Origin of the sequence: Vreelandella venusta (assembly GCF_015689495.1) — a bacterium.
In the GTDB taxonomy this organism is placed as follows: domain Bacteria; phylum Pseudomonadota; class Gammaproteobacteria; order Pseudomonadales; family Halomonadaceae; genus Vreelandella; species Vreelandella venusta.
The window spans coordinates 3,137,757-3,160,998 of the sequence record NZ_CP065135.1; the positions used below are offsets into that span (position 1 = coordinate 3,137,757).

General features: G+C 50.7%; 25 protein-coding genes. 14 read left to right on the top strand and 11 right to left on the bottom strand.

Going from position 1 to position 23,242, the window contains the following annotated elements; all coding sequences use genetic code 11:
- Positions 1 to 68 precede the first annotated feature (68 nt).
- Entirely contained in the window at positions 69 to 1,004 is a 936-nt protein-coding gene (locus IR195_RS14740; protein WP_423250112.1) for a LysR family transcriptional regulator, read from the bottom strand.
- Positions 1,005 to 1,071: 67 nt separating this feature from the next.
- On the opposite strand from IR195_RS14740, the gene IR195_RS14745 reads away from it, so the two are divergent.
- A complete protein-coding gene (locus IR195_RS14745) occupies positions 1,072 to 2,055 on the top strand; it encodes an aldo/keto reductase (RefSeq protein WP_206047947.1) in 984 nt (327 codons plus the stop codon).
- Positions 2,056 to 2,079: 24 nt separating this feature from the next.
- Here the strand turns inward: IR195_RS14745 and IR195_RS14750 are convergent, their stop codons facing one another.
- Positions 2,080 to 2,883 carry an AraC family transcriptional regulator gene (locus IR195_RS14750; RefSeq protein WP_206047948.1) on the bottom strand — a complete coding sequence of 268 codons (804 nt, stop codon included), beginning with the start codon at positions 2,881 to 2,883 and terminating at the stop codon, positions 2,080 to 2,082.
- A 92-nt stretch (positions 2,884 to 2,975) separates the two neighbouring features.
- On the opposite strand from IR195_RS14750, the gene IR195_RS14755 reads away from it, so the two are divergent.
- From IR195_RS14755 to IR195_RS14785, 7 genes are all read left to right on the top strand, one after another.
- Positions 2,976 to 4,370 carry an SLC13 family permease gene (locus tag IR195_RS14755; RefSeq protein WP_206047949.1) on the top strand — a complete coding sequence of 465 codons (1,395 nt, stop codon included), beginning with the start codon at positions 2,976 to 2,978 and terminating at the stop codon, positions 4,368 to 4,370.
- Between the two features lie 373 nt (positions 4,371 to 4,743).
- Entirely contained in the window at positions 4,744 to 5,292 is a 549-nt protein-coding gene (locus IR195_RS14760; protein WP_206047950.1) for a P-loop NTPase family protein, read from the top strand.
- A gap of 217 nt (positions 5,293 to 5,509) precedes the next feature.
- On the top strand, positions 5,510 to 6,445 hold the full coding sequence (locus IR195_RS14765; RefSeq protein ID WP_206047951.1) for a glycerophosphodiester phosphodiesterase family protein: 936 nt from the start codon (positions 5,510 to 5,512) through the stop codon (positions 6,443 to 6,445).
- A gap of 439 nt (positions 6,446 to 6,884) precedes the next feature.
- The gene (locus IR195_RS14770; protein ID WP_241006734.1) at positions 6,885 to 7,409 is read left to right on the top strand and encodes a hypothetical protein; all 525 of its coding nucleotides are present in this window, start codon (positions 6,885 to 6,887) and stop codon (positions 7,407 to 7,409) included.
- Positions 7,378 to 8,613: a hypothetical protein gene (locus tag IR195_RS14775; protein ID WP_198350368.1), complete on the top strand. Its 1,236-nt coding sequence runs from the start codon at positions 7,378 to 7,380 to the stop codon at positions 8,611 to 8,613. The genes IR195_RS14770 and IR195_RS14775 overlap by 32 nt, the downstream gene beginning before the upstream one ends.
- 13 nt (positions 8,614 to 8,626) lie before the next feature.
- Positions 8,627 to 11,491: a bifunctional diguanylate cyclase/phosphodiesterase gene (locus IR195_RS14780; protein WP_206047952.1), complete on the top strand. Its 2,865-nt coding sequence runs from the start codon at positions 8,627 to 8,629 to the stop codon at positions 11,489 to 11,491.
- A 27-nt stretch (positions 11,492 to 11,518) separates the two neighbouring features.
- Positions 11,519 to 12,322: a PEP-CTERM/exosortase system-associated acyltransferase gene (locus IR195_RS14785; RefSeq protein WP_206047953.1), complete on the top strand. Its 804-nt coding sequence runs from the start codon at positions 11,519 to 11,521 to the stop codon at positions 12,320 to 12,322.
- A gap of 31 nt (positions 12,323 to 12,353) precedes the next feature.
- Here IR195_RS14785 and IR195_RS14790 read toward each other — a convergent pair whose 3' ends face one another.
- Both IR195_RS14790 and nfsA read right to left on the bottom strand, forming a co-directional pair.
- Positions 12,354 to 12,983 (bottom strand): hypothetical protein, encoded by a 630-nt coding sequence (locus IR195_RS14790; RefSeq protein WP_146942041.1) that lies wholly within the window; start codon positions 12,981 to 12,983, stop codon positions 12,354 to 12,356.
- 142 nt (positions 12,984 to 13,125) lie between these two features.
- The gene (gene nfsA / locus IR195_RS14795) at positions 13,126 to 13,857 is read right to left on the bottom strand and encodes an oxygen-insensitive NADPH nitroreductase (RefSeq protein ID WP_125750422.1); all 732 of its coding nucleotides are present in this window, start codon (positions 13,855 to 13,857) and stop codon (positions 13,126 to 13,128) included.
- Between the two features lie 167 nt (positions 13,858 to 14,024).
- On the opposite strand from nfsA, the gene IR195_RS14800 reads away from it, so the two are divergent.
- Positions 14,025 to 14,792: a class I SAM-dependent methyltransferase gene (locus IR195_RS14800; protein WP_206047954.1), complete on the top strand. Its 768-nt coding sequence runs from the start codon at positions 14,025 to 14,027 to the stop codon at positions 14,790 to 14,792.
- Positions 14,793 to 14,969: 177 nt separating this feature from the next.
- Here IR195_RS14800 and IR195_RS14805 read toward each other — a convergent pair whose 3' ends face one another.
- Positions 14,970 to 15,395: a VOC family protein gene (locus IR195_RS14805; RefSeq protein ID WP_146942037.1), complete on the bottom strand. Its 426-nt coding sequence runs from the start codon at positions 15,393 to 15,395 to the stop codon at positions 14,970 to 14,972.
- A gap of 182 nt (positions 15,396 to 15,577) precedes the next feature.
- Here IR195_RS14805 and IR195_RS14810 point away from each other — a divergent pair, with 182 nt between their 5' ends.
- A complete protein-coding gene (locus IR195_RS14810; protein WP_206047955.1) occupies positions 15,578 to 16,450 on the top strand; it encodes a LysR family transcriptional regulator in 873 nt (290 codons plus the stop codon).
- A 41-nt stretch (positions 16,451 to 16,491) separates the two neighbouring features.
- Positions 16,492 to 16,704 (top strand): DUF3820 family protein, encoded by a 213-nt coding sequence (locus IR195_RS14815; RefSeq protein WP_038477229.1) that lies wholly within the window; start codon positions 16,492 to 16,494, stop codon positions 16,702 to 16,704.
- 46 nt (positions 16,705 to 16,750) lie between these two features.
- Here the strand turns inward: IR195_RS14815 and IR195_RS14820 are convergent, their stop codons facing one another.
- On the bottom strand, positions 16,751 to 17,101 hold the full coding sequence (locus IR195_RS14820) for a hypothetical protein (RefSeq protein ID WP_206047956.1): 351 nt from the start codon (positions 17,099 to 17,101) through the stop codon (positions 16,751 to 16,753).
- A 199-nt stretch (positions 17,102 to 17,300) separates the two neighbouring features.
- Between IR195_RS14820 and IR195_RS14825 the strand changes: the two genes are divergently transcribed.
- Positions 17,301 to 18,068 carry a DUF1499 domain-containing protein gene (locus IR195_RS14825; protein ID WP_206047957.1) on the top strand — a complete coding sequence of 256 codons (768 nt, stop codon included), beginning with the start codon at positions 17,301 to 17,303 and terminating at the stop codon, positions 18,066 to 18,068.
- 84 nt (positions 18,069 to 18,152) lie between these two features.
- Here IR195_RS14825 and IR195_RS14830 read toward each other — a convergent pair whose 3' ends face one another.
- From IR195_RS14830 to IR195_RS14840, 3 genes are all read right to left on the bottom strand, one after another.
- Positions 18,153 to 18,515: a ribbon-helix-helix domain-containing protein gene (locus tag IR195_RS14830; protein ID WP_125750441.1), complete on the bottom strand. Its 363-nt coding sequence runs from the start codon at positions 18,513 to 18,515 to the stop codon at positions 18,153 to 18,155.
- Positions 18,516 to 18,671: 156 nt separating this feature from the next.
- Positions 18,672 to 19,241: a DJ-1/PfpI family protein gene (locus tag IR195_RS14835; protein ID WP_206047958.1), complete on the bottom strand. Its 570-nt coding sequence runs from the start codon at positions 19,239 to 19,241 to the stop codon at positions 18,672 to 18,674.
- Positions 19,242 to 19,393: 152 nt separating this feature from the next.
- The gene (locus tag IR195_RS14840; protein ID WP_206047959.1) at positions 19,394 to 20,005 is read right to left on the bottom strand and encodes a flavin reductase family protein; all 612 of its coding nucleotides are present in this window, start codon (positions 20,003 to 20,005) and stop codon (positions 19,394 to 19,396) included.
- 206 nt (positions 20,006 to 20,211) lie between these two features.
- On the opposite strand from IR195_RS14840, the gene arfB reads away from it, so the two are divergent.
- Both arfB and IR195_RS14850 read left to right on the top strand, forming a co-directional pair.
- Complete coding sequence (arfB, locus tag IR195_RS14845; RefSeq protein WP_146942029.1) at positions 20,212 to 20,628, top strand: alternative ribosome rescue aminoacyl-tRNA hydrolase ArfB; 417 nt, start codon at positions 20,212 to 20,214, stop codon at positions 20,626 to 20,628.
- Positions 20,629 to 20,729: 101 nt separating this feature from the next.
- Positions 20,730 to 20,951: a DUF1289 domain-containing protein gene (locus tag IR195_RS14850; RefSeq protein WP_206047960.1), complete on the top strand. Its 222-nt coding sequence runs from the start codon at positions 20,730 to 20,732 to the stop codon at positions 20,949 to 20,951.
- Here IR195_RS14850 and IR195_RS14855 read toward each other — a convergent pair.
- Positions 20,948 to 21,997: a proline racemase family protein gene (locus IR195_RS14855; RefSeq protein WP_125750455.1), complete on the bottom strand. Its 1,050-nt coding sequence runs from the start codon at positions 21,995 to 21,997 to the stop codon at positions 20,948 to 20,950. The two genes, IR195_RS14850 and IR195_RS14855, sit on opposite strands and share 4 nt — an antisense overlap.
- Positions 21,998 to 22,008: 11 nt before the next feature.
- Entirely contained in the window at positions 22,009 to 23,175 is a 1,167-nt protein-coding gene (locus IR195_RS14860; protein WP_206047961.1) for a zinc-binding dehydrogenase, read from the bottom strand.
- Positions 23,176 to 23,242 lie beyond the last annotated feature (67 nt).

Sequence of the window (23,242 nt, forward strand, 5' to 3'; positions counted from 1 at the left end):
CTGGCTACGGGAATCCTGGCTACGGAGAGGGCGTTGATAGCATCAATTAGAGTCATACCCCCCGCTTCTCAGCCCATGCTCAAGCGAGCATGGTTACTGGCGACCAGTTCAATAAGAAAGTCCGCCACGGCACGGGTTCGGCGTGACTGTGTCAGGTCTGTTTGGATAACGAGGTAAATAGGCTGATCCACGCCAAGATCAGAAGCAATACAGACTAATCCCGCTTCCTGAGCCAAAAAGTGCGGTAGTACTGCAATACCTAGCCCTGCTTTAGCTGCGGCGACTTGAGTTGCCAAAGAGGTAGTGGTTAGCGCTGGCTCTCGCCCTTGTAGAATGCGCTCGACCCACTGTGCTGCAGGCAAATGGGCCTGCGCCTCCCCCCAGGTGATAAAAGCATCCATGTCGTAGTCGCCAGTATCAAGCGCTGTTTTACGCTGCGCCGCATAAGCTGAGCTAGCGTAAAGCCCATAGCCTAAGGAACCCAAGCGGCGAAGGGTGACATTACCGCGCTCAGGTTTGACCATTCTGAGGGCTAAATCAGCATCACGACGGTGTAGGTTGGCCGTCGAGATATCCGTCACTAGCTCAAGTGTAATACCAGGGTACTGACGCTGAAATTGCGCAAGCGCAGGTAGAATCAATGCCGTTGCCAAATTCTCTGCGGTAGCCAAACGCACTCTACCACTCAGCTGTGAGTGGCGGGAAACATCGGTGGTAAACGCCATCGCAGCAGCTTCCAGTGCTTCAGCTTTTTCGACCAGCCCTGCGCCTTCCTCGGTCAGTTGGTAGCCCGACTGTTGGCGCACAAATAGCGGTAGCTGCAGCGCTTTTTCCAGCCGTTCAATACGTCGGGAGAGCGTCGCAATGCCCAAATGCAGTTCCGCGGCGGCACCACTCAGCGTGCCGTGACGAGCCACAGCCAAAAAGGCGCGGGTGTCATCCCACACCCACCCACGGGGCATCTGCTTTTCAAAACCGGAAAACGGCTTATCGAACTCGTTCATTTTTTTCATTATGGGATAGTGCCACGCTGTCACTCCGCTACTCAAGAACGGTTCACGGAGAGACAGCATGCAACAACGTACACTTGGCACCGACCTTTCTATTTCCGCCATTGGCCTGGGCTGCATGGGCATGAGCGAATTCTACGGCCCCCGGGATGACAGTGAATCGCTACGCGTATTAGCGCAGGCAGTGGAGCTGGGCATCAACTTTTTTGATACGGCAGATATGTACGGGCCGCACCATAACGAAGAGCTTATTGGCCGCTTTCTGGCCAAGCATAAGCCGCAAGTGCGTATCGCAACCAAGTTTGGCATTGTGCGCAAGCCCGGTGAGTATCAACGACGCCTGGACAACAGCGCCGAGTATGCGCGCAAGGCCTGCGAGGCATCGCTGCGACGATTAGGGGTCGAGCAAATCGATCTCTACTACGTCCATCGCGTAACCCCGGATGTGCCTATTGAAGAGACCATGGAAGGACTCACCCAGCTAGTCAAAGAGGGAAAAATTGCCCATATCGGCCTGTGCGAGGTCAGCGCTGACACCTTGCGCCGCGCCCATGCAGTGCATCCGATTACCGCCGTCCAAACCGAGTATTCGCTTTGGACACGCGACGTAGAGCAAGCGGTGCTCCCTACCTGCCAAGAGCTAGGCATCGGTTTTGTGCCCTACTCGCCATTAGGCCGTGGTTTTTTAACGGGAAGATTTCAGGACACGACGGATTTCGAAGAAGGTGATTTCCGTCCTAACTTGCCGCGCTTTTCAGATCAAGCCATAAGTACCAACCGCCGAATCGCCAACGTGATTGGTCAAGTGGCCGCCGACAAAGGCTGCACACCCGCACAGCTTTCGCTCGCCTGGCTACTGTCTAAAGGCCCCAATATCGTGCCAATTCCAGGAACTAAGCGGCTGCGTTATCTTGAAGAGAATGCAGCTGCAACGGCTATCACTCTGATCCCGGATGAACAACGCCAGTTGGAAGCAGCCACCGCTCGCATTCCGGTCATCGGTGAGCGCTACACGCCGGAAGGCATGAAAGGGGTTAATGCATGAGTCAACTAACGCCTAATCGCCGCATTATTGGCAGCGGGCGCGGACTTGAGGTGTATAGCCAAACTCCGTTTTGAAGGCAGCCACAAAACTGCTGACGCTTTTATAGCCTACCGTATAGGCCACTGCGGTTGAGCTTTCGCCTCTATCCAGGGCTTCAAGCGCGTTCATCAACTTGAAGCGGGTACGCCATTGGCGAAAGGTCAGCCCGGTGTCGGACTTAAATAGTCTTTCTAGCGTTCGTACACTCGCCCCGGCAAGGCCCGCCAGCTCAGCTAATGTATGGCGATTATCCGGGTGGTTGACCATGTGGCTGATGATACGTCGCAACCGCGGGTCAGCCCCAGCAGGTAGCGACAAATTCTCAGCGGGTAGACTATTTAGTTCATCAATAGCGACTAGACCTAGGCGCGTCGTGCTGGCATCGCCGTCGCGACACTTTAGGGAATCGTTTAGCCTTAGCACAATCTCGCGCATCAACGTGCTCATCGCCACCATCACCACCTGGGTATCCTGATCACGTGCCCTGCAAGTAGGATCAATGTAGAGGTTGCGGGTTTCCACCAGCGTTTCACAACTCACTTGGTGGAGACAGCCACTGGGTATCCACACGCCGTGAGTAGAGGGGACAACCCACACCGCTTGTTCACTGGTAACACGCAGCACGCCGTGTTTAGCCCATAGCAATTGCCCGCGTGGGTGAGCGTGCGGCAATACCCCGGTTTCAGCCTGCATACTGCGAGCGCGAGTCAATACAGGGCGACTAGGATCGAGGACAAACGCTATATCACTGGGTGGCGACATTGTCGCCTTATCGCTATTTATTGTCATATCTTACCCTCAACACGTCAGCATGCAGGCGCTATTGTAGGTCCAGCTGCGCGCACCGCGCAATTGAGTTCATCGCCACCAGGACCCCCTTCATGCTTCGTTCACTTCGCTTTTCCCACGCAATAACAGCAGCGGCTTTATTGGTGGCTTTGTTATTGGCATTTTTTCCCTTAACGGGCAATCCAGCGGCATTTTCTTACAGCGCTGGCATGGTACTGCTCACGCTGGTGCTGTGGAGTACCGGCATACTCCCCCCATTTCTGACTGGCCTGATCTTTTTCGCGCTGGTTAGTGTCTTTGGACTGCTAGCGCCGGAGCAACTATTCGCCGGGTTTGGCTCAACAGCCGTGTGGATGGTTATTTCCGGATTTGTAATTGGTTCTGCCATTACATCAAGCAAACTTGGCGATCGACTAGCGGCCGTATTGGCACCGCTTCTAACGGCAAGCTATCCACGGCTGATTGGGGGATTAGTGTTAACCGCCGTAGCATTAGGCTTTGTGATGCCCTCTTCAGCGGGTCGAGCAGTGGTATTGATTCCTATTGGTTTAGCATTGGCTGAACGAGTGGGCTTTGAGCCGGGCAGCGCTGGCCGGCTGGGCGTAGCAACCGCTCTTGCTGCCGCTTGTAACATGCCAAGTTTTGCGGTACTTCCATCCAACCTCCCTAATATGATTTTGGCAGGTGCAAGTGAAAGTCTATATGGCATTCATTTTGGCTATGCGGAGTATCTACTTCTGCACTTTCCTATTTTGGGAGTGCTAAAAGCGCTATTAATCGTAGCGCTGGTAATAGTGGTATTTCCAGCCCGTATTGACCCACAGTTTAAGCAAGCCGTCGCTGAAACCAAATTTTCCGGCGATGCGACACAGCAAAAAAAAGTGGCTGTCATACTCGGCATTACGTTGCTGTTTTGGGTAACCGATACGCTACACGGCGTGAACCCGGCGTGGGTAGGACTGATGGCAGCGGTGGTGCTAATGATGCCAAAAGTCGGTGTCATGGCCCCGAAATCATTCAATGGAGCGACAGATTTTGGCACCGTGGTATTTGTGGCCGCCGCGTTGGGGGTGGGAACACTGGTAAATGTTTCGGGGATTGGCAATGTAATGGGCAAAGAGTTTAGTCAACTGCTGGAGACGAGCAACAGTAGCCCCTTCTGGGACTTTATGTCGCTTTCATTGATGGCCACCTTGACTGGAGTAGTCGCCACCACACCCAATGTAGCGACCATACTAACGCCCATGGCCAGCGAATTCGCCGCTGCTTCAGAACTCCCACTTTCTACAGTGCTAATGACTCAAGTGGTAGGTTTTTCCACCGTCATCTTTCCTTATCAGGTGGCGCCCTTGATTATGGCCATGCAGCTATCTAAAGAGCCTCTGAGCCAATTGTTGAAAATCATCATCCCATTAGCGCTAATAACGATCTTACTATTGATGCCATTAGACTACCTTTGGTGGCGACTGTTGGGCTGGGTGGGTTAGAGACACCCAGTACCGATTGCTCTAGCCCAACGAAGGAGCAATTTCCTCAAACAGTTTCCTCAAACAATTTCATCAATTGAGCGCCTTCCATCCAGCAGCACATACTCCTGGCAGCACATACTCCTGGTAGTCATACCGGGAGTATGTGCCAACGACTAGCATCGTCGTCATTGCTCTTCTTGAATGGTCTCTTATCGGTAATTGCAGGTGTTTTTGAGTCATCCAACCTTTATAGAGCGGCATCCTGAAAAAGCCGCTTATCAGTTCCCAAATGTTGGTAACTCACTGTGAGCCTTTGAGTTTCTTTTCTCAAGTGCACTTGCCCGTGTTTAGAACACTCTTTAAACTACTGCGCCGCCCAGGAGATACCCCCATGAAAATCAATGTGGTCGGCACTAGTGGTAGTGGCAAAAGCACACTGGCAAAACAGCTCTCAGTAGCGCTGGATACGTCTTACATTCAGCTTGATCAGCTGTTTTGGCGCGCTAACTGGGAAGGCACACCCGACGATGTTTTTTTCGCTAAGCTGGAGGAGGCACTGTCAGTCTCCACCCAAGGGTGGGTATTGGATGGCAACTTTGATCGCACGCGGCCAATTAAGTGGCGCGATGTCGATATGGTGGTGTGGATCGATTTCCCCTTCTGGCGTGTCTTCAGCCAAGCCTGCTCACGAGCGATAAAGCGCATTATTAGCAAAGAAGAGATCTGGCCCGGCACAGGAAACCGCGAAAGCTTTCGCCAAACATTTTTAAGCCGTGATTCAGTATTGCTCTGGTCGCTTAAAACATGGCATCAAAACCGCAAACGTTACTTCGCCGATATGATTGATCCACGCTACGCCCATATTCAGTTTGTACGCTTAACATCGCGTAAAGAAGCGCAGATACTCGTGGATAACCTCCACCGCAATGCCGCTATCTAAACAATCTAAACTAGCTAAACTAGACGAGGCAGGTGTCTACACCTGCTCTGTGTGCATTATCTGTGCGTATTAACAGTGGCTTTCTGCAATTTATTTTATAAGCCGCCTAGCTGCGCTAAGCGACTTACCATAAAACCTTGGGAGGGTATGCGCAGTTTGGCATTTACGCTTACGGGCATGTAGGATAATTGAACAATTGTTCAATTAAGGGTTTTATATGCAACGTTATCCGTTGGTTGCCGTGCTATCTCTGGGTCTTTTTGCTGGTGCTACTACGTCCACTGCACTCGCAGAGACAACGCCACTGGAGCAGCAGCTAAAGGATCTGGAGTCGTTCCAGGTAATCGCGCATCGCGGTGCCAGCGGACATGCACCGGAAAGCACCATGGCAGCTTATGAACTGGCCCATGAGTGGGGAGCTGATTACCTAGAAGTCGATGTTCAACTTAGCGCTGATGGTGAGTTAGTGGTATTCCATGATGATACCGTCGACCGCACCAGTGACGGCGAAGGTAGTATCAATGCTTACACGCTAGAAGAACTAAAGGCGCTTGATACCGGCACCTGGTTCAACGACGCCAATGCCGATAAGGCAGACCCGGCCTTTGCAGGAGCGCAGATACTCACTCTGGAAGAGCTATTTGAGCGCTTTGGTCACGAGGCTCGTTACTATATTGAAACCAAGTCCCCTCTCTTAAACCCTGGTTTAGAAGAAGCCTTGGTGGAGGCACTTGAAGAGCACGACATGATTGAAAATGGTCGTGTGCTGGTGCAATCGTTTGAGCAGGGTAGCCTACTCAAACTACATGAGCTTAATAAACATATTCCCCTCATCCAGTTGGTTTGGTACTCACCCAGCGCAGAAGATAATGATCGTTTAGTAGAGTGGACAGGGGTTACTCCTGCGCCAGCAGATACCACTGACGACGATTTTCAGGCTATTAAAGAGTACGCGGTGGGTATCGGCACAAATGTAACCTATAACGGCGAAGACGTTATTGATGCTGAGTTTATTAGCCAAGCTCAAGAAAACGGCCTTTCCGTTCACGTTTACACCATCAATGAAACTGATGAGATGGAGCGTTTGCGGGACTGGGGCGTCAACGGTTTGTTTACCGACTACACTGACCGGCTTCTGGAACTCGCGAACTAGCCCATCACTAGCTCGTCACTTTTACGCTCGGCTCTGGCCGGGCGTTTTAGTTGGTCGTGATGTAATCGCTACCCTATTCCCCACCCTGATAGCAATTAGCCACAGCTTAACTATCGAGAAGTGGGTCTATTGAACGGGTGTATTTAGCGCTTCAAACACTGCCCTAGTGTGTCATCGTCAATCAGCCTTGCGGTGGGGCACTATCAGACGATATATACTTTAGTTTTATATAATTTTGTTGATTGTAATGTAGGTAAGATCGACAAAATTGATGTAGGGTTTAAAAACTGTGCAGTTTCGACTTACCGCTAGCTAGCCGAGGTCCAAAAATTTATCTGCCGTCACCCAAAATATTTATCAAACAATAGTTTGCCTCTAAAGGCTGAAGAGGAGTAAGCGTCATCATTTCACACACGTATAGCATGCTGGCACAACTGGCATGCTGCATGGGTTGGGCGTTCAGCAAGCGATGGAAAAGACTCGCGCTATGCCGTCTCTTTGCTTGATACACACCGTTTGCCAACAAATCACACGGGGCCTTACTGGGTTAGCACTGGCTTTTCTTCTTGCCGGACAAACCCATGCACAGTCCGTTGATCAAGACGCAACCATACTTCTAGTAGCGCACCCAGCAGTAGCCACGCAATGGTTAAACCGTGATACAACACGGGCGATATTTGCTATGCGACAACGTACATGGCCGGACGGCGATGCCGTACAGGTATTCGTGTTGCCAAACCGAGATCCTGTCCATGCGCGTTTCACTAAAGAGCAGCTCGCCGTTTATCCACATCAGCTACAACTGGCATGGGATCGCATGGTGTTTTCTGGCATGGGGCAAGCGCCTAACCGCGTTGCTGATCAGTTCGAAATGCGTGAGAAGATTGCGAATACTCCTGGCGCGCTGGGATACCTTGAAAGGGAGTATCTGGATGAAAATGTCCAAGTTATTTCAATGGAATGAACATTTTTCCGTTACCCGCAGGCCCACTGCAGCCGTACTCACAAGCTTGCTAGCACTGCCTGTTTACTCGTCAGCCTGGGCAAACGACAACGTTCTCGACACTCTACAAGTGCATGGTTTCCTGAGCCAAGCGCTTATCATTACCAATGATAACGATTTCTTCGGTCGCAGCAGCGAGAATGCAGGAAGTTTGGAGTATACCGAAATAGGTGTTAACGCCTCTATCCGCCCTCACCGCAATGTGCTGGTGGCCGCTCAGGTACTTAGCCGTCGCGCCGGTGGTGAAACCAGCGATGCGGCCCCAACGCTAGATTATGGCGTGGTGGATTATCAGATGGTCTCCAACCAGCAACGTACGCTTGGCCTTCAGTTAGGTAGATTTAAAAATCCCTTCGGCCTGTATAACCAAACGCGTGACGTCGCTTTCACGCGCCCTAGTATCCTGTTGCCGCAATCAATCTATTTTGACCGCACTCGATCGTTGGGAATAGCTGGCGATGGCGCCAGTATTTATCATGAAGAGAGAACCCCGTCAGGCGTTTTTCGCTTTCAAGCAGGCGTTGGTAAAACACGCATAGAAGGTGATGTAGATCAAGCGCTGGGGTTTAATCGTTTTCCAGGATCGTTACAAGCGGGCTCTTCTGCAATTGGCCAAATTCGCTATGAAGACAACAGCGGACACTTTCTAATGGCACTTAGCACCGCGAGTGCTAACGCTGACTATGAAGGCGCTCAAGCTCCACTAACTAATGGCAGCTTTCAGTTTCAGCCTTGGGTATTTTCATTGCAATACAATGACGAGCTGTGGAGCTTAACCTCTGAGTATGCACTGAGAACAATTGAACTAGATGGCTTTAATCCCGCCATCGATAATAAAAAAACCGGTGAAAGCTGGTATGTGCAATATACGCGCCGTATGGACAATGATTGGCAGTGGTTAATTCGCTTCGATCGTTTAGTAAACGACCGAAGTGACCGCTCAGGTACTCAATACGCACAAAGTGGTTTGGGCCCTGCCCATTCCCAATTTGCTGATGACGTTACCTTTGGCGTTCAGTGGACACCCAGACCTAACCTAATGTTGGCAGGTGAATATCATCATGTGGACGGTACTGGTTGGCTACCCTTACATAAAGATGCGGATGCGTCAGAAACAAGCCGACACTGGAATATGCTGCTCTTCCAGCTTTCACTGCGCTTTTAAGCGAGATATGTAGATGCCCACACGTTCGTTCTCCAAAGCGCGCTACCGGCTTAGTTTGACTTGGCGTGTTATCGCGCTGAGCAGTCTATTACTGCTCGCGCTTGTGGCACTCTTTATCTGGTTAGGTCAACACCAGCTCACTCAACAGTTAGAAAGTAGCCGGATAGAAAGCCATGAGCGGCAGCAGCGCGAGATCCGCTTAGCAATGCAGCGCTCAGCGGATAACTTACGCCAGTTGGCGGGTTTAACCGCTGCGGCGCCTGAGCTTGGAAGCGCACTACAAGAGAATAACCAGGACGAGCTAGCTAATGTGCTCAGAGCACAGTGGCCTTCTCTGCAATTAGAAGCAGGGATTGATGAAATCTTTGTTTTTAATACCCAAGGAGCAAGAGTGGGTTACTCAGGTGCCAGTGATCCGCCGGTTGATCTGCCCATTCAAGGCTGGATAAGCAGTGTACTAACCACAGAGTCCCCCATTACCACACTACGTTGCGCCGTAACATGCCAACAGTTTGCTGCGGTTCCTGTTCTTGTGGATGGCGCTAGCATCGGAATGGTAGTGCTATCGCGCTCACTTGCCGATGTTACGCGGCAAGCTAAAGAGGTCTCCAATAGCGAAATAGCGCTGATGGTGACCGGACGCATGACGGGCTCCCCTCCCACCGAGGCGCTTTTACTGGCAGATTGGAACGGCCATATTCTAGCGCTGACAAACCGCGACCAGACGCTTTCGATACTTCAACGAGCATCTCAAGACGTCTTTCTGAATCAATTGGCTCATATGCCTTTCAGCCTTGAATACATGGGCCGGTATTTTGAATTAAGTGCCGTGTACATGGAGGAAGACGCCGACTGGCGCAGCACTGGGTACTTCCTACTTATTTCAGATATCACTTCTCAGATCGTCGCTATTCGTACAGCAACGAAAACACTACTTGTGGTGGGCTTGGTCGGCTGGTTAGCTGCCGAACTATTACTGTTGATTATCCTCTTGGGTCCCATGGCTCGGCTAAGGCGAGTCGCTGGTCTATTGCCCGCACTGGCAAACGGTGAATTTCGTCGTGTAAGGGATAAACTCCCATTACCAAGGCGGCATTTTTCTAATGAAATTGATAGGTTGGAAGATTCAACCCGGGAGCTTTCCCACCAGTTAGAAGCACTGGAACAGAGTGTCCAAGAGCATAGCGGACAGCTAGCCGAACGCGTAGATGAGCTAGCCAAAGAGCGTGATTTTGTAAATAGTCTGCTCAATACCGCACAAGTCTTTATTGTTGTTCAAAATAGTGCTGGGCGTATTCAACTTATTAATGGCTACACGCTAGAAAGGTTAGGGCTAAAAGACGCAGATATTATTGGGCGCCACTTCTCTGACATCTTTGATCACAATGCGCACTTGGCATCGCCCAGCAACACTGCGGATGAAGACAACAGTAATGCTAATGACAGTACCGTGAATCGCCTTAGTACTTCCAGCCAGGAAGAAAAGACATTTCAAACTCAGGATAAACGCTCTTTTACCGTCGTTTGGTACCACGCTTTTTTAGCGAACAGTAACAGCCACAATGCTTCGAAGATATCCGTTGGGCTAGACATCACCGAGCGTAAGGCTGCTGAGGCGCGCTTAACGTGGCTTGCGGAACACGACCCATTAACGGAACTCTATAATCGCCGCTATTTCCAAGATGCTTTGAAGCGCACTATCGCTAATCAAGCCAAAGGCGCTGTATTACTACTAGACCTAAACCAGTTTAAAGAGATCAATGAACTGAGTGGCCACCATGTCGGCGACCGCCTATTACGAGAAGTTGCTGATACGCTGTTTTTAAATCTCAGTCAGCGAAGCATTATTGCCCGCCTCGGTGGTGATGAGTTTGCCCTACTGCTAGAAGATATTAGCAGCGAACAAGCAATTAATGTGGCTGAATACATTGCTCAATTGCTGGACGGCCTTAGCTTCTCAGCCGCAGGAAGAAAGCACCATGTTTCTGCCAGCATTGGTATCGCGCTGTTCCCTGTTAATGGGCAGACACCCGCTGACCTGTTAGCTAGCGCCGATATGGCCATGTACAAAGCAAAAGAGAGTGGCAATCAGCATTGGTACCTTCTCAAGCAGGCGGAAAATGCTAAAGATGAGCTTCAAGAACGCGTCTATTGGGTAGAGCGGCTGCACAAAGCACTAGAAAACGACGAATTTGAACTGTGGGCGCAGCCCATTGTGCGGCTGAAGGACCGCGACATTAAGCATTACGAAGTATTGCTTCGTATGCGCAATGACGATGGTAGCTTAGTCTCTCCGGCACAATTTATACCTGTTGCAGAGCAAAGCGGTTTAATTATTCAAGTTGACCGTTGGGTACTACGCCATAGCCTAGCGGCACTGTCGACGCTACAAAAAGAGGGCTTATCGTTGGCCGTCAATTTATCAGGCCAGTCTTTACATGATCTAGGTTTAAAACAGTTTCTGGCAGATCAATTAAAAACCTGTGGTGCTGACCCCCATCATCTCATTTTAGAAGTAACAGAGACGGCAGCTATTACAGATTTCTCAACAGCGCGCAACGTGCTGCAAGCCGTCAGGGATTTGGGTTGCCGAACAGCACTCGATGATTTCGGGATTGGATTTAGCAGCTTTCACTACCTTAGCCAGCTCCCGGTGGACTATATTAAAATTGATGGCTCTTTTATTCGCAGCCTACTTATCGATACGGATAGCCACACGCTTGTCAAAGCAATTGCCGATATATCAAGAGGCTTCGGTAAGCAGACTATTGCGGAATTTGTAGACCAAGAAGCACTGGTACCTGTTCTGCTTTCTTATGGCATTCAGTATGGACAGGGCTATCATCTAGGGAAGCCTGAAAAAATTCGACTTCGGTAAGCAGCCGCACTCAGAAGGAAGCAACAGATGCTAGCAGGGAAAACCACCCAAGGAAGTGAGTTTGACGATAAAAGTAATCATAAGGGGATGATTGACAAATTTATCGACGAATATCATTTTTTTATTGCTAACACCGACGACCAAAAACGGCGCGCCTTCCGGCTACGGCACGATGTATTTTTAAAAGAATTCAACTACGAAATGCATGAAGATGAGGCGCATCTGTATGAGTCCGATGAGTACGATAATTACTCGGTTCATTGCCTTATAGAACATAAACGGAGTGGCATTCTTGCAGGATGCGTACGATTAGTCATGCCCTTTTCCGGTAACACACACCCTGCTAATCAGTTGCCTGTTCAAAACCAAGGGGAGCAGTTACTAAACCATGCGACATTAACGCCATTTAAGCTACCGCCTCTTGAAACGTGTGAAGTATCACGGTTAGCTATTTCTAAAAATTTCAGAACGCGAAAATCTACCACTCCAGAAGAAGCCGCAGATAAAGAAGTCGTCTTATTTTCACAAGATGAGGCAAAGACGTTCTCACTTGTCGCCCTGGGTCTTTTTTTATGTACTTACTCTATCGTTGGTTTAACTAATCGCAGGCATGTTTTTGCAATGATGGAGCCTCGCCTTCCCCGTTTATTGGCGATATCAGGCTTTAAGTTTACCAAAGTAAGTGAGCCGATTGTGTATCACGGTACTCGCCATGCTTACTACATTGACTATCATGTGGCGAAAAAAGAGATGAGTGAGCGTCTGATTCCGTTATACGAACATATCGCAGAAACATTAAAGCCTCAGATCGCTCACACATTTATTTCTTAACGCATTTTTTAAATCTAGCTCGTTAAACGACTTAAGAAAGCGCTGTTTGCCGAAAATCCTGAACTGAAATGCTGGCGAATTTTTCCAAAAAAAACACCAGTGTTTCAGGGTACTGAAAGTAGCGCTCAAATGTCTCTTGCCCATTTTTGCCACGCCGCGTCACTTTGGCATGGTATTGGCTGCCTATTTTAGTAACGTTAACGCTATTTTCTTGTTCACCTTCGTAGTGAACAGCAGATAAAGGTGAAGCACTATCAAGCAATTTTGTAAGCTGCTTTGCAGCGTCAGCCTCTACAGGCGTTGCCCACAGCGGCTGATCACGTTCTCCATAGTGAAACAGCACTATGGTTAGCATCACTGAGAAGATACTGCTTGTCAGCATCCAGGTAAGTGCAATGTTGGAAACGGGAAAGATGAAGATCACCAGCATCTGACCTGCCGCCATAACAGCAAGTACCACGGCTAAGGGCTGCCACATGCGGGGGTTCATAAACCCACGTTTCAATACGTAGCCCCACAGCCCTATCACGGCAAGCCCTCCCAGCGTGAGGTGAGCCACCGCCAGCGGCGTCCCCCCACCAGAGAAAATGGCCACTAGCCCGATAAATGGAAACAGGCTGTAAAAAGCTGCTAGCAGGTAGTAAGCGCGCTGAAGATTCATCAATAGCTCCTTTTATTGTTATCGGCACTACTTTTGGCATGCAACCAGTATAGATGAACGCGATTATCGTGCAGCGCAAGAAACCTGCTCTTTTAAACGCCTTACCCCACGCTGATGACCTACTTCACACTCACTCCATTGGTTACTTCATTTCAAAACCACGCTTAACTAAAAAGTCACGCATGTGGGGACGCAGCTTTGAATCGAACAGCGGCGTTAGATTATGCGACCAATCAGTCGTTTTGTTGCCCGTGCTGCGGGTTTGGTAGTAAGCCTGCATAGTGCTGTCAAATGCCTCAACTTGCTCAATATCTTCACGGTAAGTATCTTCCTTGAGAATAGCCTCTACTGGTAGACGCGGCTTAACCTCAGGGTTATGAGCCGGATAGCCAAGGCACATACCAAACACCGGATAAACATGCTCAGGTAAGTGTAAAAGTTCGCTGATCGCCTGAGGATTATTGCGGATACCACCGATATAACAAATCCCAAGCCCTTCCGACTCGGCCGCCACTGCAACGTTTTGTGCCACTAGAGCAGTATCAACAGTGGCAACCAATAGCTGTTCCGTCATACCTCGTTCAACGTTGGCACCTGTCCGTTCAGATGCCTCTGTCGGGCGCTTCATATCCGCACAAAATACTAAAAACACCGCGCTACTGGCGACATAGCTTTGACCACCAGCGTATTCCGCAATTTTTTCGCGATTCGCTGAGTCGGTGACATTAATAATGGTGTAGGCTTGCACATGGCTTGATGTCGCTGCGGCCTGGCCCGCTTTGATGAGTTCTAACAGTAGCCCGCGCGAAATTTTCTGGTCGGTAAACTTACGGATAGAACGGTGAGCTTGAAGCAGTTTGATAACATCATTCATTTCGTCTCGCCTCTTAATACTTGATATAACGGATATGACAACTAAAGTGCCTTGGTTCCATGCATTTATTCCTGAGTTCAGGCTTAACGCATGCTATTGATAGCAAGCTATACTAAATGAAGCCACTGGGTCCCCCCTAAAATAAATAACGCCGCTAGGAAGCCGATATGTCGAACGCCCCTCTCACACCGCAAGGGCAGGAATGGAACGCCAGCCACTACGCGGAACACGCGAATTTTGTTCCCAAATTGGGAAGCGATGTAATGAAGCTTTTAGCACCACAGCCCGGACAACGCATCCTGGATCTTGGCTGTGGTGATGGCGCGCTTACCGAGCGCATTATGCAATTAGGTGCCGATGTACTGGGTGTCGATGCCTCCGCAGAGATGGTCGCTGCCGCTCAACAGCGCGGGGTGACTGCGAGGGTTGTCGATGGACACCAGTTACCCTTTGACAAAGAGTTTGATGCGGTATTCAGCAACGCGGCGCTACACTGGATGTTGGACCCGCAAACGGTACTGGCTGGCGTAAAACGCGCACTAAAGCCCAGTGGGCGTTTTGTTGCAGAGTTTGGGGGGCATGGCAACGTGGCCGCTATTTGTACGGCGCTTATTGCCTCGCTTCAGTTTCGCGGCATTAGCTCACGTGGCCGTCATCCTTGGTACTTTCCCACCCCCGAAGAGTACACAAATCTACTTCAAACTGCGGGCTTTCATGTCGATTCTATCGAGCTAATCCCTCGCCCTACACCACTACCCACGGGTATTGCTGGCTGGCTCGAAACCTTTGCAAGCCCGTTTTTGCACGGATTAGATGAGGACCTGCAGGTAGCCATTATTGATAATACGATTAACCTGCTCTCACACAGTCTAAGTGATGGGCAAGGCAACTGGACCGCCGACTACGTCAGACTGCGGGTTTCTGCCCACGTGTGATAGTTTCGATAGCTAACAACGCTTCTGCAGTATTTTAAGCGGCTGCGCCTAACTAAGGCGCAGCCGCTTTTATGCCCAAGAGCCACGTGAACCAAGCAGCGCAGCTAGTCGATTATCACAGCGCGCCTAACCATATTCGCTAACGCGGCTTTGTTGAGCGGTTTTCCTAGCACACGTTTACTTGGCAAAAATCTGGCCCTGGTCTTTAAACGCTTTGAACTCCAGGGCGTTACCGCAAGGGTCGAGCAAGAACATGGTGGCTTGCTCACCGACTTCACCTTTAAAGCGAATGTATGGCGCAATCACGAAATCGGTATTGCGCGCTTTTAAGCGCTCGGCCAAGGCTTCCCACTCATCCCATTCTAGAATCACGCCAAAGTGCGGCACCGGCACGTTATGGCCATCAACCGGGTTAGTGTGAGCGCTCTGTTGGCCAGGTGTTTTCGGATGTTCGTGAATCACCAACTGGTGGCCGAAAAAGTTAAAGTCGACCCAATGGTCGCTTGAGCGCCCTTCTTCCAGACCAAATACATCGTTATAAAACGTTCTGGCTAAGGCAACATCGTAAACAGGAATGGCGAGATGAAACGGGGAAAGACTCATGGTTATCTCCTGTTGCAGCGCTTTTGTTCGTTGCGTTATTGGCAAGGGGTAGCCGTATAACTTGGCTACTGTATAGCCATCCTAGGTCGCGCTATGTAAAAATAAAATCAATAGTTTTTTGAGCCATTCACAAATATTTTTTATGAGTTTCCTTATGACAGCTCTTATAAAAGCAACAACGAATGATACGAGAACTTAAAACACTAGTCGCCGTGGCACAGTACGGTACATTTGCGGCGGCAGGCCTCCAAGTTGGCCTCACCCAAGCCGCGGTAAGTGCTCAAATGAAGCGCCTGGAAGAGACCCTGGGCATTGTGCTATTCGAACGTAGCGGCCGAACCGCGGTGCTCACCCAGCGGGGCGAAGAGACGTTGCTCCAGGCCCAAAGCTTGTTAGCGTTATACGCCACATTGGGCGTTTCACCGTCAGGCCAAGGGGCTGGTAGTCGTGTCACTATTGGCGCTATCGCCTCTATCCAGCGTACCGTCTTGCCGGATATTGTGGCGCGCTTTCATCAGCAGTTTGCAGAGTGTCGCACCCGCATTGTGCCAGGTCTTTCCATGGACCTAATGAACCAGGTAGATGCGGGTGAACTGGATATGGCTGTTATTATTCGGCCGCCTTTTTCACTGCATAGCGATCTACGCTGGACGCCCCTTGCCCACGAGCCGTTTCGCTTGCTTGTCCCACAGGAGTTAGCTGGTGATTGCTGGCGGACGCTGCTAACCCAACACCCGTTTGTTCGCTACGACCGCGCTTCTTTCGGTGGACGCCAAGTAGACCGTTTTTTAAGGGACAATCACTGCCAAGTTAACGATTTGTGTGAGCTGGACGAGCTTGAAGCCATTGTAAAGCTGGTGAGTAACGCCGTGGGTGTTGCCTTAGTGCCGCAGCCAATAGCGCTAAAGCGCTGGCCCCAAACAGTCCGCGCCATCTCGTTAGAAGCGCATACATTTCATCGCGATATTGGGTTAGTGCATCGCGCTACTGGCCATCTAAGCGAAGCTGCCCGCGGGTTTGCCCAGCTTCTGGCTGAATCATCACAGGAGCTCTAAACTGCCAACGTGCAACCACCATTGATAAGGAGATGTAGCCCATGAACCCCGAAGACCTTGAGAAGCTGGTCACGCGTACTATGCCCTTTGGCAAATACGAAGGTTGGCTTATTGCCGATTTGCCCGGTCCCTATTTGAACTGGTTTGCTCGGGAAGGATTTCCAAAAGGAGAAATTGGCCAGCTGCTGCATTTAATGCATGAAATTGACCACAATGGGTTAAGCGACTTGCTCAACCCGCTGCGCAAAAATTGAGTTTTCGCAAAGCTAATTTCTCCTCAAAACTGTTTTCTGTTCAAAACTAAGAACGACACCATTCGTTAATGGCTTGCTCGCGTTCGGCATAGTAAAACGCTTCTTGCTGGGAAGGCGCTGAGGGAAAACGTCCTAATTCCACGGCAAGCTCAAAAAAACCTGCCGCTGGAAGCCCTTGGCCACTTCGGCTAATCACCAGCGTTGCAATAAAAGGCTTTCCTGCGGCGGCGTCTTCTCTCATTAGCTGTTCAAGTGCCTGTGCGATCCGTTGAATAGTCTTAGGTGGCGAAAGGCCTAGCGCATTCGCCGCTTGCTGATAGGTCATTGGTAAAGCACTGCTCGGCGTCGCCGCCAGTAACTCTCGCAAGGGGGGTGCTAATGCAGTCGCTAATGTCATGCTTTCTTTAGCCTCTCAAATTGTCAAAACTCATATCGTCAAAGCTGACGTCCATTTGCGTCACAGCAAATACTTGCGTTACTGCTAACAGCAGCATAGTAGGATGGCTGGTCTTAACCTACTCGTCTAACAAAGACAGATGATCTCGCGCAATCTATGCTAAGTGAGTCAATATCGTATTCAAAATGAGGGAATAACTATGGCAAAGGAGCGCTCAGCACGTTCACGTAGAGGAGGAGTGTTGCCAACGCTGCTGGCTTGGCTGGGTGTCATTGCACTGCTAGCATCGGCGCTGTTAATGGTCGGTGCGGGGCCCGCTTATCGCTGGGAGTTGATTAGCCTGGGCGACGCCTTCAACCTGATGCGCAACGGTGTCTATGCAGCAACCGCAGCCGTGGCAATCAGCATCTTGCTACTGCTTATCAGCGCCTTTACCCGTCGCATGGGCGCTGGCGTAGTCGCTATTTTCGTCATTGTTGCAACCGCTGCCTTGTTATATATGCCGTGGCAGCAATGGCAGCGTGCACAGCAAGCACCGCCCATTCATGATATTACCACCGACACCCAAAACCCACCCGGCTTTGTTGCGCTAAGAGATGCCCGCGAGGCAGCGCCAAATGCCGTTGATTACCCAGGCGAAGCCACCGCGCGACAGCAACAAAATGCTTATCCAAATGTGCGGCCTTTACAAGCCACAGCGCCTAAAGCGACCGTTCTTGCGGCAGTTCAGGCAGAAGTAGAAGCGTCCGGCTGGCAGATCGCTGCGATAACAGAGAACACTATCGAAGCAACCGCCACGACCCGTTGGTTTGGCTTTGAAGATGACGTCATTATTCGTCTCTCTGAGCAACAAAACAGCGTGCAGGTGGATATGCGTTCAGCATCCCGCCTGGGAGCTAGCGATGTCGGCACCAACGCGCTGCGTATCGAGACCTTCCTGGATAACCTGGCTAAGCGGCTAGAATGACGGCCTTATCTGAAGCGGCTTGCATCTATTGATCGATTTAACAAAAGAAAGTCAATTTCAGCGCACTTCTTTCAATAATTTCTTTCAGTGCATTTGGTTAGTACGCGCGGCAGCTTCTCTGCTCAGAATTTGCTGCGCATCCAACGAGCCAATCGCCACGTCTACATTTTTTGGAATATCACCGCTAAGCTGTAGCGCTTGGTAACGTAGCGCGCAGACACGCAAAAATGAGGTGAAATTACCTAGATCGTGGCCGGCGTCAATTGACTCGTGATAAAGCCGCGTAATCAGTTGGGCCGTGTTCATCCCATCGCGTTGGGCCATCTCTTCCAGCAGGTGCCAGAAGTAGTTCTCCATACGAACGCTGGTCACCATGCCATCAATGCGCAGCGAGTGTGTGGCGCTACGCCATAGCTCCGGGTCGGCATCAATAAACAGCTTGCACATCGTTACGCCCTCTCCGCTATCAAACTCTACTATTAAGCTACTAGGCAAGATCTGCTATAGCGTAAATTCTGCTCTTTAGCATAGTGGTTAACAGGCAACGCGCCCAACCGTATTGAGTTCGATACCGCTGGGCGCAAAAGGGGTAGCCTATCAGTACTACTTAGCCAAGAGCGCCATAAACTGGGCAAGCCATGCAGGGTGTGCGGGCCATGCGGGTGCAGTTACCAAGTTGCCATCCGTCACGGCTTCCGTGACTTCCAGGTTTGCGAAGTGGCCACCGGCAAGTTCCACTTCTGGCTGGCAAGCCGGGTAAGCGGAACACTGCTTGCCTTCTAGCACCTTAGCGGCAGCCAGTAACTGGGCGCCATGACAGATAGCAGCAACCGGCTTCTGGGTTTCAAAGAAGTGCTTCACCATCGCCAGTACTTGCTGGTTTAAGCGCAGGTATTCCGGTGCACGGCCACCAGGAATCACTAAGGCGTCGTAGTCAGCCGGGTTAATGTTGGCAAAATCAGCGTTCAGAGCGAAACGATGGCCGGGCTTTTCAGTATACGTTTGGTCACCTTCAAAATCGTGAATAGCCGTTGCCACGGTATCACCGGCGACCTTGTCGGGACATACCGCGTCGATTTGATGGCCAACCGCCATCAGTGCTTGGAAAGGCACCATCGTTTCATAATCTTCAGTGAAATCGCCGGTAATCATTAAAATTCGTTTGTTGCTCATCTCACTTCTCCTTGTCGTTATTGGTCGAGGCACAGAGCACACGAATGGTGTGTTAAATGAGAGTAGCAAGCGCAGCTTCGCAGCGGGTAGTAAGCCACTACTACATCCACTACATCCACTCACGACAAGGCTTATGACATCGGTTAGCTAGATTATGCAGGCCGCTCAAGAGTAAACCGGTCACTGATGCGTACATAATCACTGCCGGCCAGGCGCCCTACTGGCTTTAGCATGTCCATGTTGATATGCCGGCCATCCCATATCGCATCATCAATATGCATAGCGACAATCTCAGCAAGCACTAACGATCCCGCTAATGGCTGATCGCCGAAACGAATTAAGTCGCGCAGCTTGCAACCAAATGCGACCGGGGCACCTGCGATACGTGGCACGCTGATTCCCGGCATTTCAGCCTTCTCTAGGCCCGCTAATAAGAACTCGTCTTGCTCGGGAGGAACACTCGCGCTGGTCGTGTTGAGCGCTTCTATCAAGGTTTCATTGCCTATATGCACGACGCATTCAGCTAGTTCGGTTAAATTGCGCAGCGTATCTTTGGGCCGCCCACTGCCATCAAGCAACGGTGAAAAAGCCAGGATGGGGGGATTAACGCTGGCTACGTTAAAAAAAGAGAACGGTGCAAGGTTTGTATTGCCGTCCTTATCTTGAGTTGACACCCATGCAATTGGCCTGGGACAGACACTGCCTGACAGCAAACGGTAGATAACACCAGCACTCAAAGGTTGTTCATCGAGTAAGTAATCCATGGGTATTCCTATGGCAGTGGTTATAAAGAGTAGCAAGCTACTTTAAAGTTGTGCCCCTGGCTGGGCAACCCAACCAGCCCCGTAAGGTAGCCAATGAGCATAGTACTCGTGAGGACATGCCAACACCTGCCTTAACCCGCCCCACGTCGGCTGCTTAGCACTAAGTATGCTAGCCTTACGGGCTACACGCGACATAAAGGAACTGGATGCTCACTATCTCAAACAACGTGACGCTAGCGGACTGGGAAATTGATATTAGTCAGATCAGAGCGCAAGGCTCGGGTGGCCAAAACGTCAACAAAGTCGCCTCTGCAGTGCATTTACGTTTTGATATTCAACGCTCTACGCTACCGCCGATTTACAAAGAGCGATTAATGGCGCTGTCTGATCAGCGCATCAGTAAAGAGGGCGTGGTGATTATCAAAGCGCAAAGTTACCGCACCCTGGAACTTAACAAAGAGGACGCTCTTGCACGTTTAAAGGCACTGATTCAAAGTGCGGGCAGGCAGCAGAAAGTGCGGCGGCCAACGAAGCCCACTAAGGGTTCACAGCGACGCCGTGTGGACCACAAAACGCGTAAAGGCAAAACGAAGTCGCTGCGTGGTAAAGTGCCACTCTCATAAGGCGTGAACTGAATGTATGCTATGCGCCGCATAAGAGATAAGCAGAATAAGTAATGCTCGCCTAGCACCGTTTTCTCACCACTGTATTGAGCTTAGCCATCATGTCCAGCGACTCATCCGCTAAACGTTGCGTTCCCCGTCCGCTGTCGCCCTGTATTCAGGTATGCAACATTGATCCAGCCTCTTCACTGTGCCAAGGCTGCGGCCGAACGCTAGATGAAATCGCCTGTTGGGGAAGTATGACCGAGGCCGAGAAGACCCCGGTATGGGAGCGACTTGAGCAAACAGGCTATGTCGACACATTACGCCAGGAAGAGCACTAGCTCTCTGGTGTATGTCGGTCACTCAGAATATGATGCAGTTCGCCACACGCCACCATCGGATCGTCGCAGTTAATCACAACCTTTGATTCTGCCAACACATAGCTACGGCCTGTGGTGGTATTCTCCACCACCTGATAAGCGCCTTCTTGATGCGTGCCGGTGAAAGTGCCAATAAACCCCGTTTCGCGTAGTGACACGGTTTCTAACTTATCACCGACTGCCAGCCGACCTTCATAATTCATCAGCGCCAACCGCGCAGAGGTGCCTGTGCCGGTGGTGCTACGGCAAATAACACCGGGATGTACATAGGTTGTTGAACGCGAGCGAATATAGCCTTCCGCCACTTTCTCTTCCGGCCCCATAAAATGCAAAAATGGCAGTGGCCCTACATCTCCCAGGGTGTAATGAGAATAGCCACGCTGCGCTTGGATCGCCTCAACAATTTTATAAGCACAAGCGGCAAGCGCCTGCTCTTCACTGCGTACTAGCTTGAAGCCCAACTCCTCGGCATCTACCAAGGCATAAAAGCCACCGCTGTAAGCGACTGAGTAGGTCACTGTCCCTAGTTCAGGAACTTGAATCGTGTCGCGATAGGTGTCGATATAGCTTGGTAGGCCTTCACAGGTAACAGACTCCACCACGCCATTGGACACCTTCGCTTCAATTTGCACCAAGCCTGCAGGTGCTTCTAGTTTAAAGCGTTGAATCCCTTCCCGCTTGGGCACCAATCCACTTTCCAACACCGCAGTGGCGGTACACAGCGTGTTAGAGCCCGAGTAAATTGGGTACCCCATGACTTCCATAATGATATAGCCCGCGACGGCCTCCGGGTGCGAGGGAGGCACCAACAGATCTACCGACATCTCCGGAATACCATACGGCTCTTCTAGCAACAGCCGTCGCAAACCATCGGCGTCATCACGCAGAAACTCCATTTGCTGGCGTACTGTGGCACCAGGAAGCACGCCGATACCTCCCGTCACAATACGGCTAACATCACCACCGGCATGGGTATCCATCAGCTGAATCGTATGCAGATTCTTCATTAGCACTACTCCTAGGCGGTAGTGAGGGCAAACGGCGCACCATGGGTTTCCCACTGCGCATCAGGAACAATAACTATTTTTCCCAAGTAGTTACTGCCACGATTTACAAAGTAGCGTTCAGCGTTATGTAGATCTGAGAGTTTAAAGGCCCCATGTAGTACTGGCTTCAGCGCACCACTGCGAATCCACTCAATCAGTTGCTCAGCCTCTTCGCGAGTGCCATGGGAAACACCGAAAATCTGCACTTGGTACAAGTAGACGCGAGTCCACATAATCTCGCTGATATTGCCACCACTGGCGCCTGCAATGGAAAGCCGCGGATAACTGTTACGACCTTGCATATCAACTATCATGGTATCGATAAACAGATCGGTCATCTGCCCACCGACCAAGTCCATCACTGCATCAATCGGCTTACCATCAGTGGTCGCCAATACACGCTCAACAAACGTCGACAAATCACCTCGATCAATGACGGCTTCGGCACCCAACGCTAACAGCGCATCGGCCTTATCCGGCTGACTGACAGCGTAAGGAACAGCGCCCACAATGCGGCAAAGCTGAATTAACGCCGTTCCAACTCCACCACTGGCGCCGGTCACTAACACACGTTCGCCCGCGCTAACATTGGCAGACGTCATCATGTGATAAGCCGTCTGATACGAGCACATCCCCATCGCAGCAAGCTCTGCATCGCGCAGTTCAGGGTTGGGAACATGGTGAAACTGATCGGCTGGTACGGCGACAAAGTCAGCATAGCCACCATCAGCCCCATGGCCGTAATAGTCTGGCGTCAGATTGATATCGCGGCGCTCATCAGCGTAAATATTGAAATCGAGCAGGCCTCGTTCTCCAATACGAGCAGCATCCACCCCCTCGCCTACAGCCACCACACGTCCAGCAATATCAGCCCCTTGAATACGAGGGAACGTCAGCGTGGGCGATCCCCCCATCGCAAACGAGGTCACTTCCTCTTTGCCTTTCGTAGGGTAAAGACCTTCACGCGCTTTCCGGTCGGTATTATTTTTGGCTGTTGCGGTTACTTGAACCAGCACTTGTCCCACCCCTGGTTTAGGGGTAGTGACATCCTGCCGATACTGCAATTTATCTACGTCGCCATGGCCTGTTAACAACATGGCAGACATCATTTTCGGTACTTGATGTGCAGCTTCGGCCATAAATTTCTCCCTTATGACATGTTGGATGAACCTAGCTGACAATAGCAAACTTTTGCCACCGCTTAAT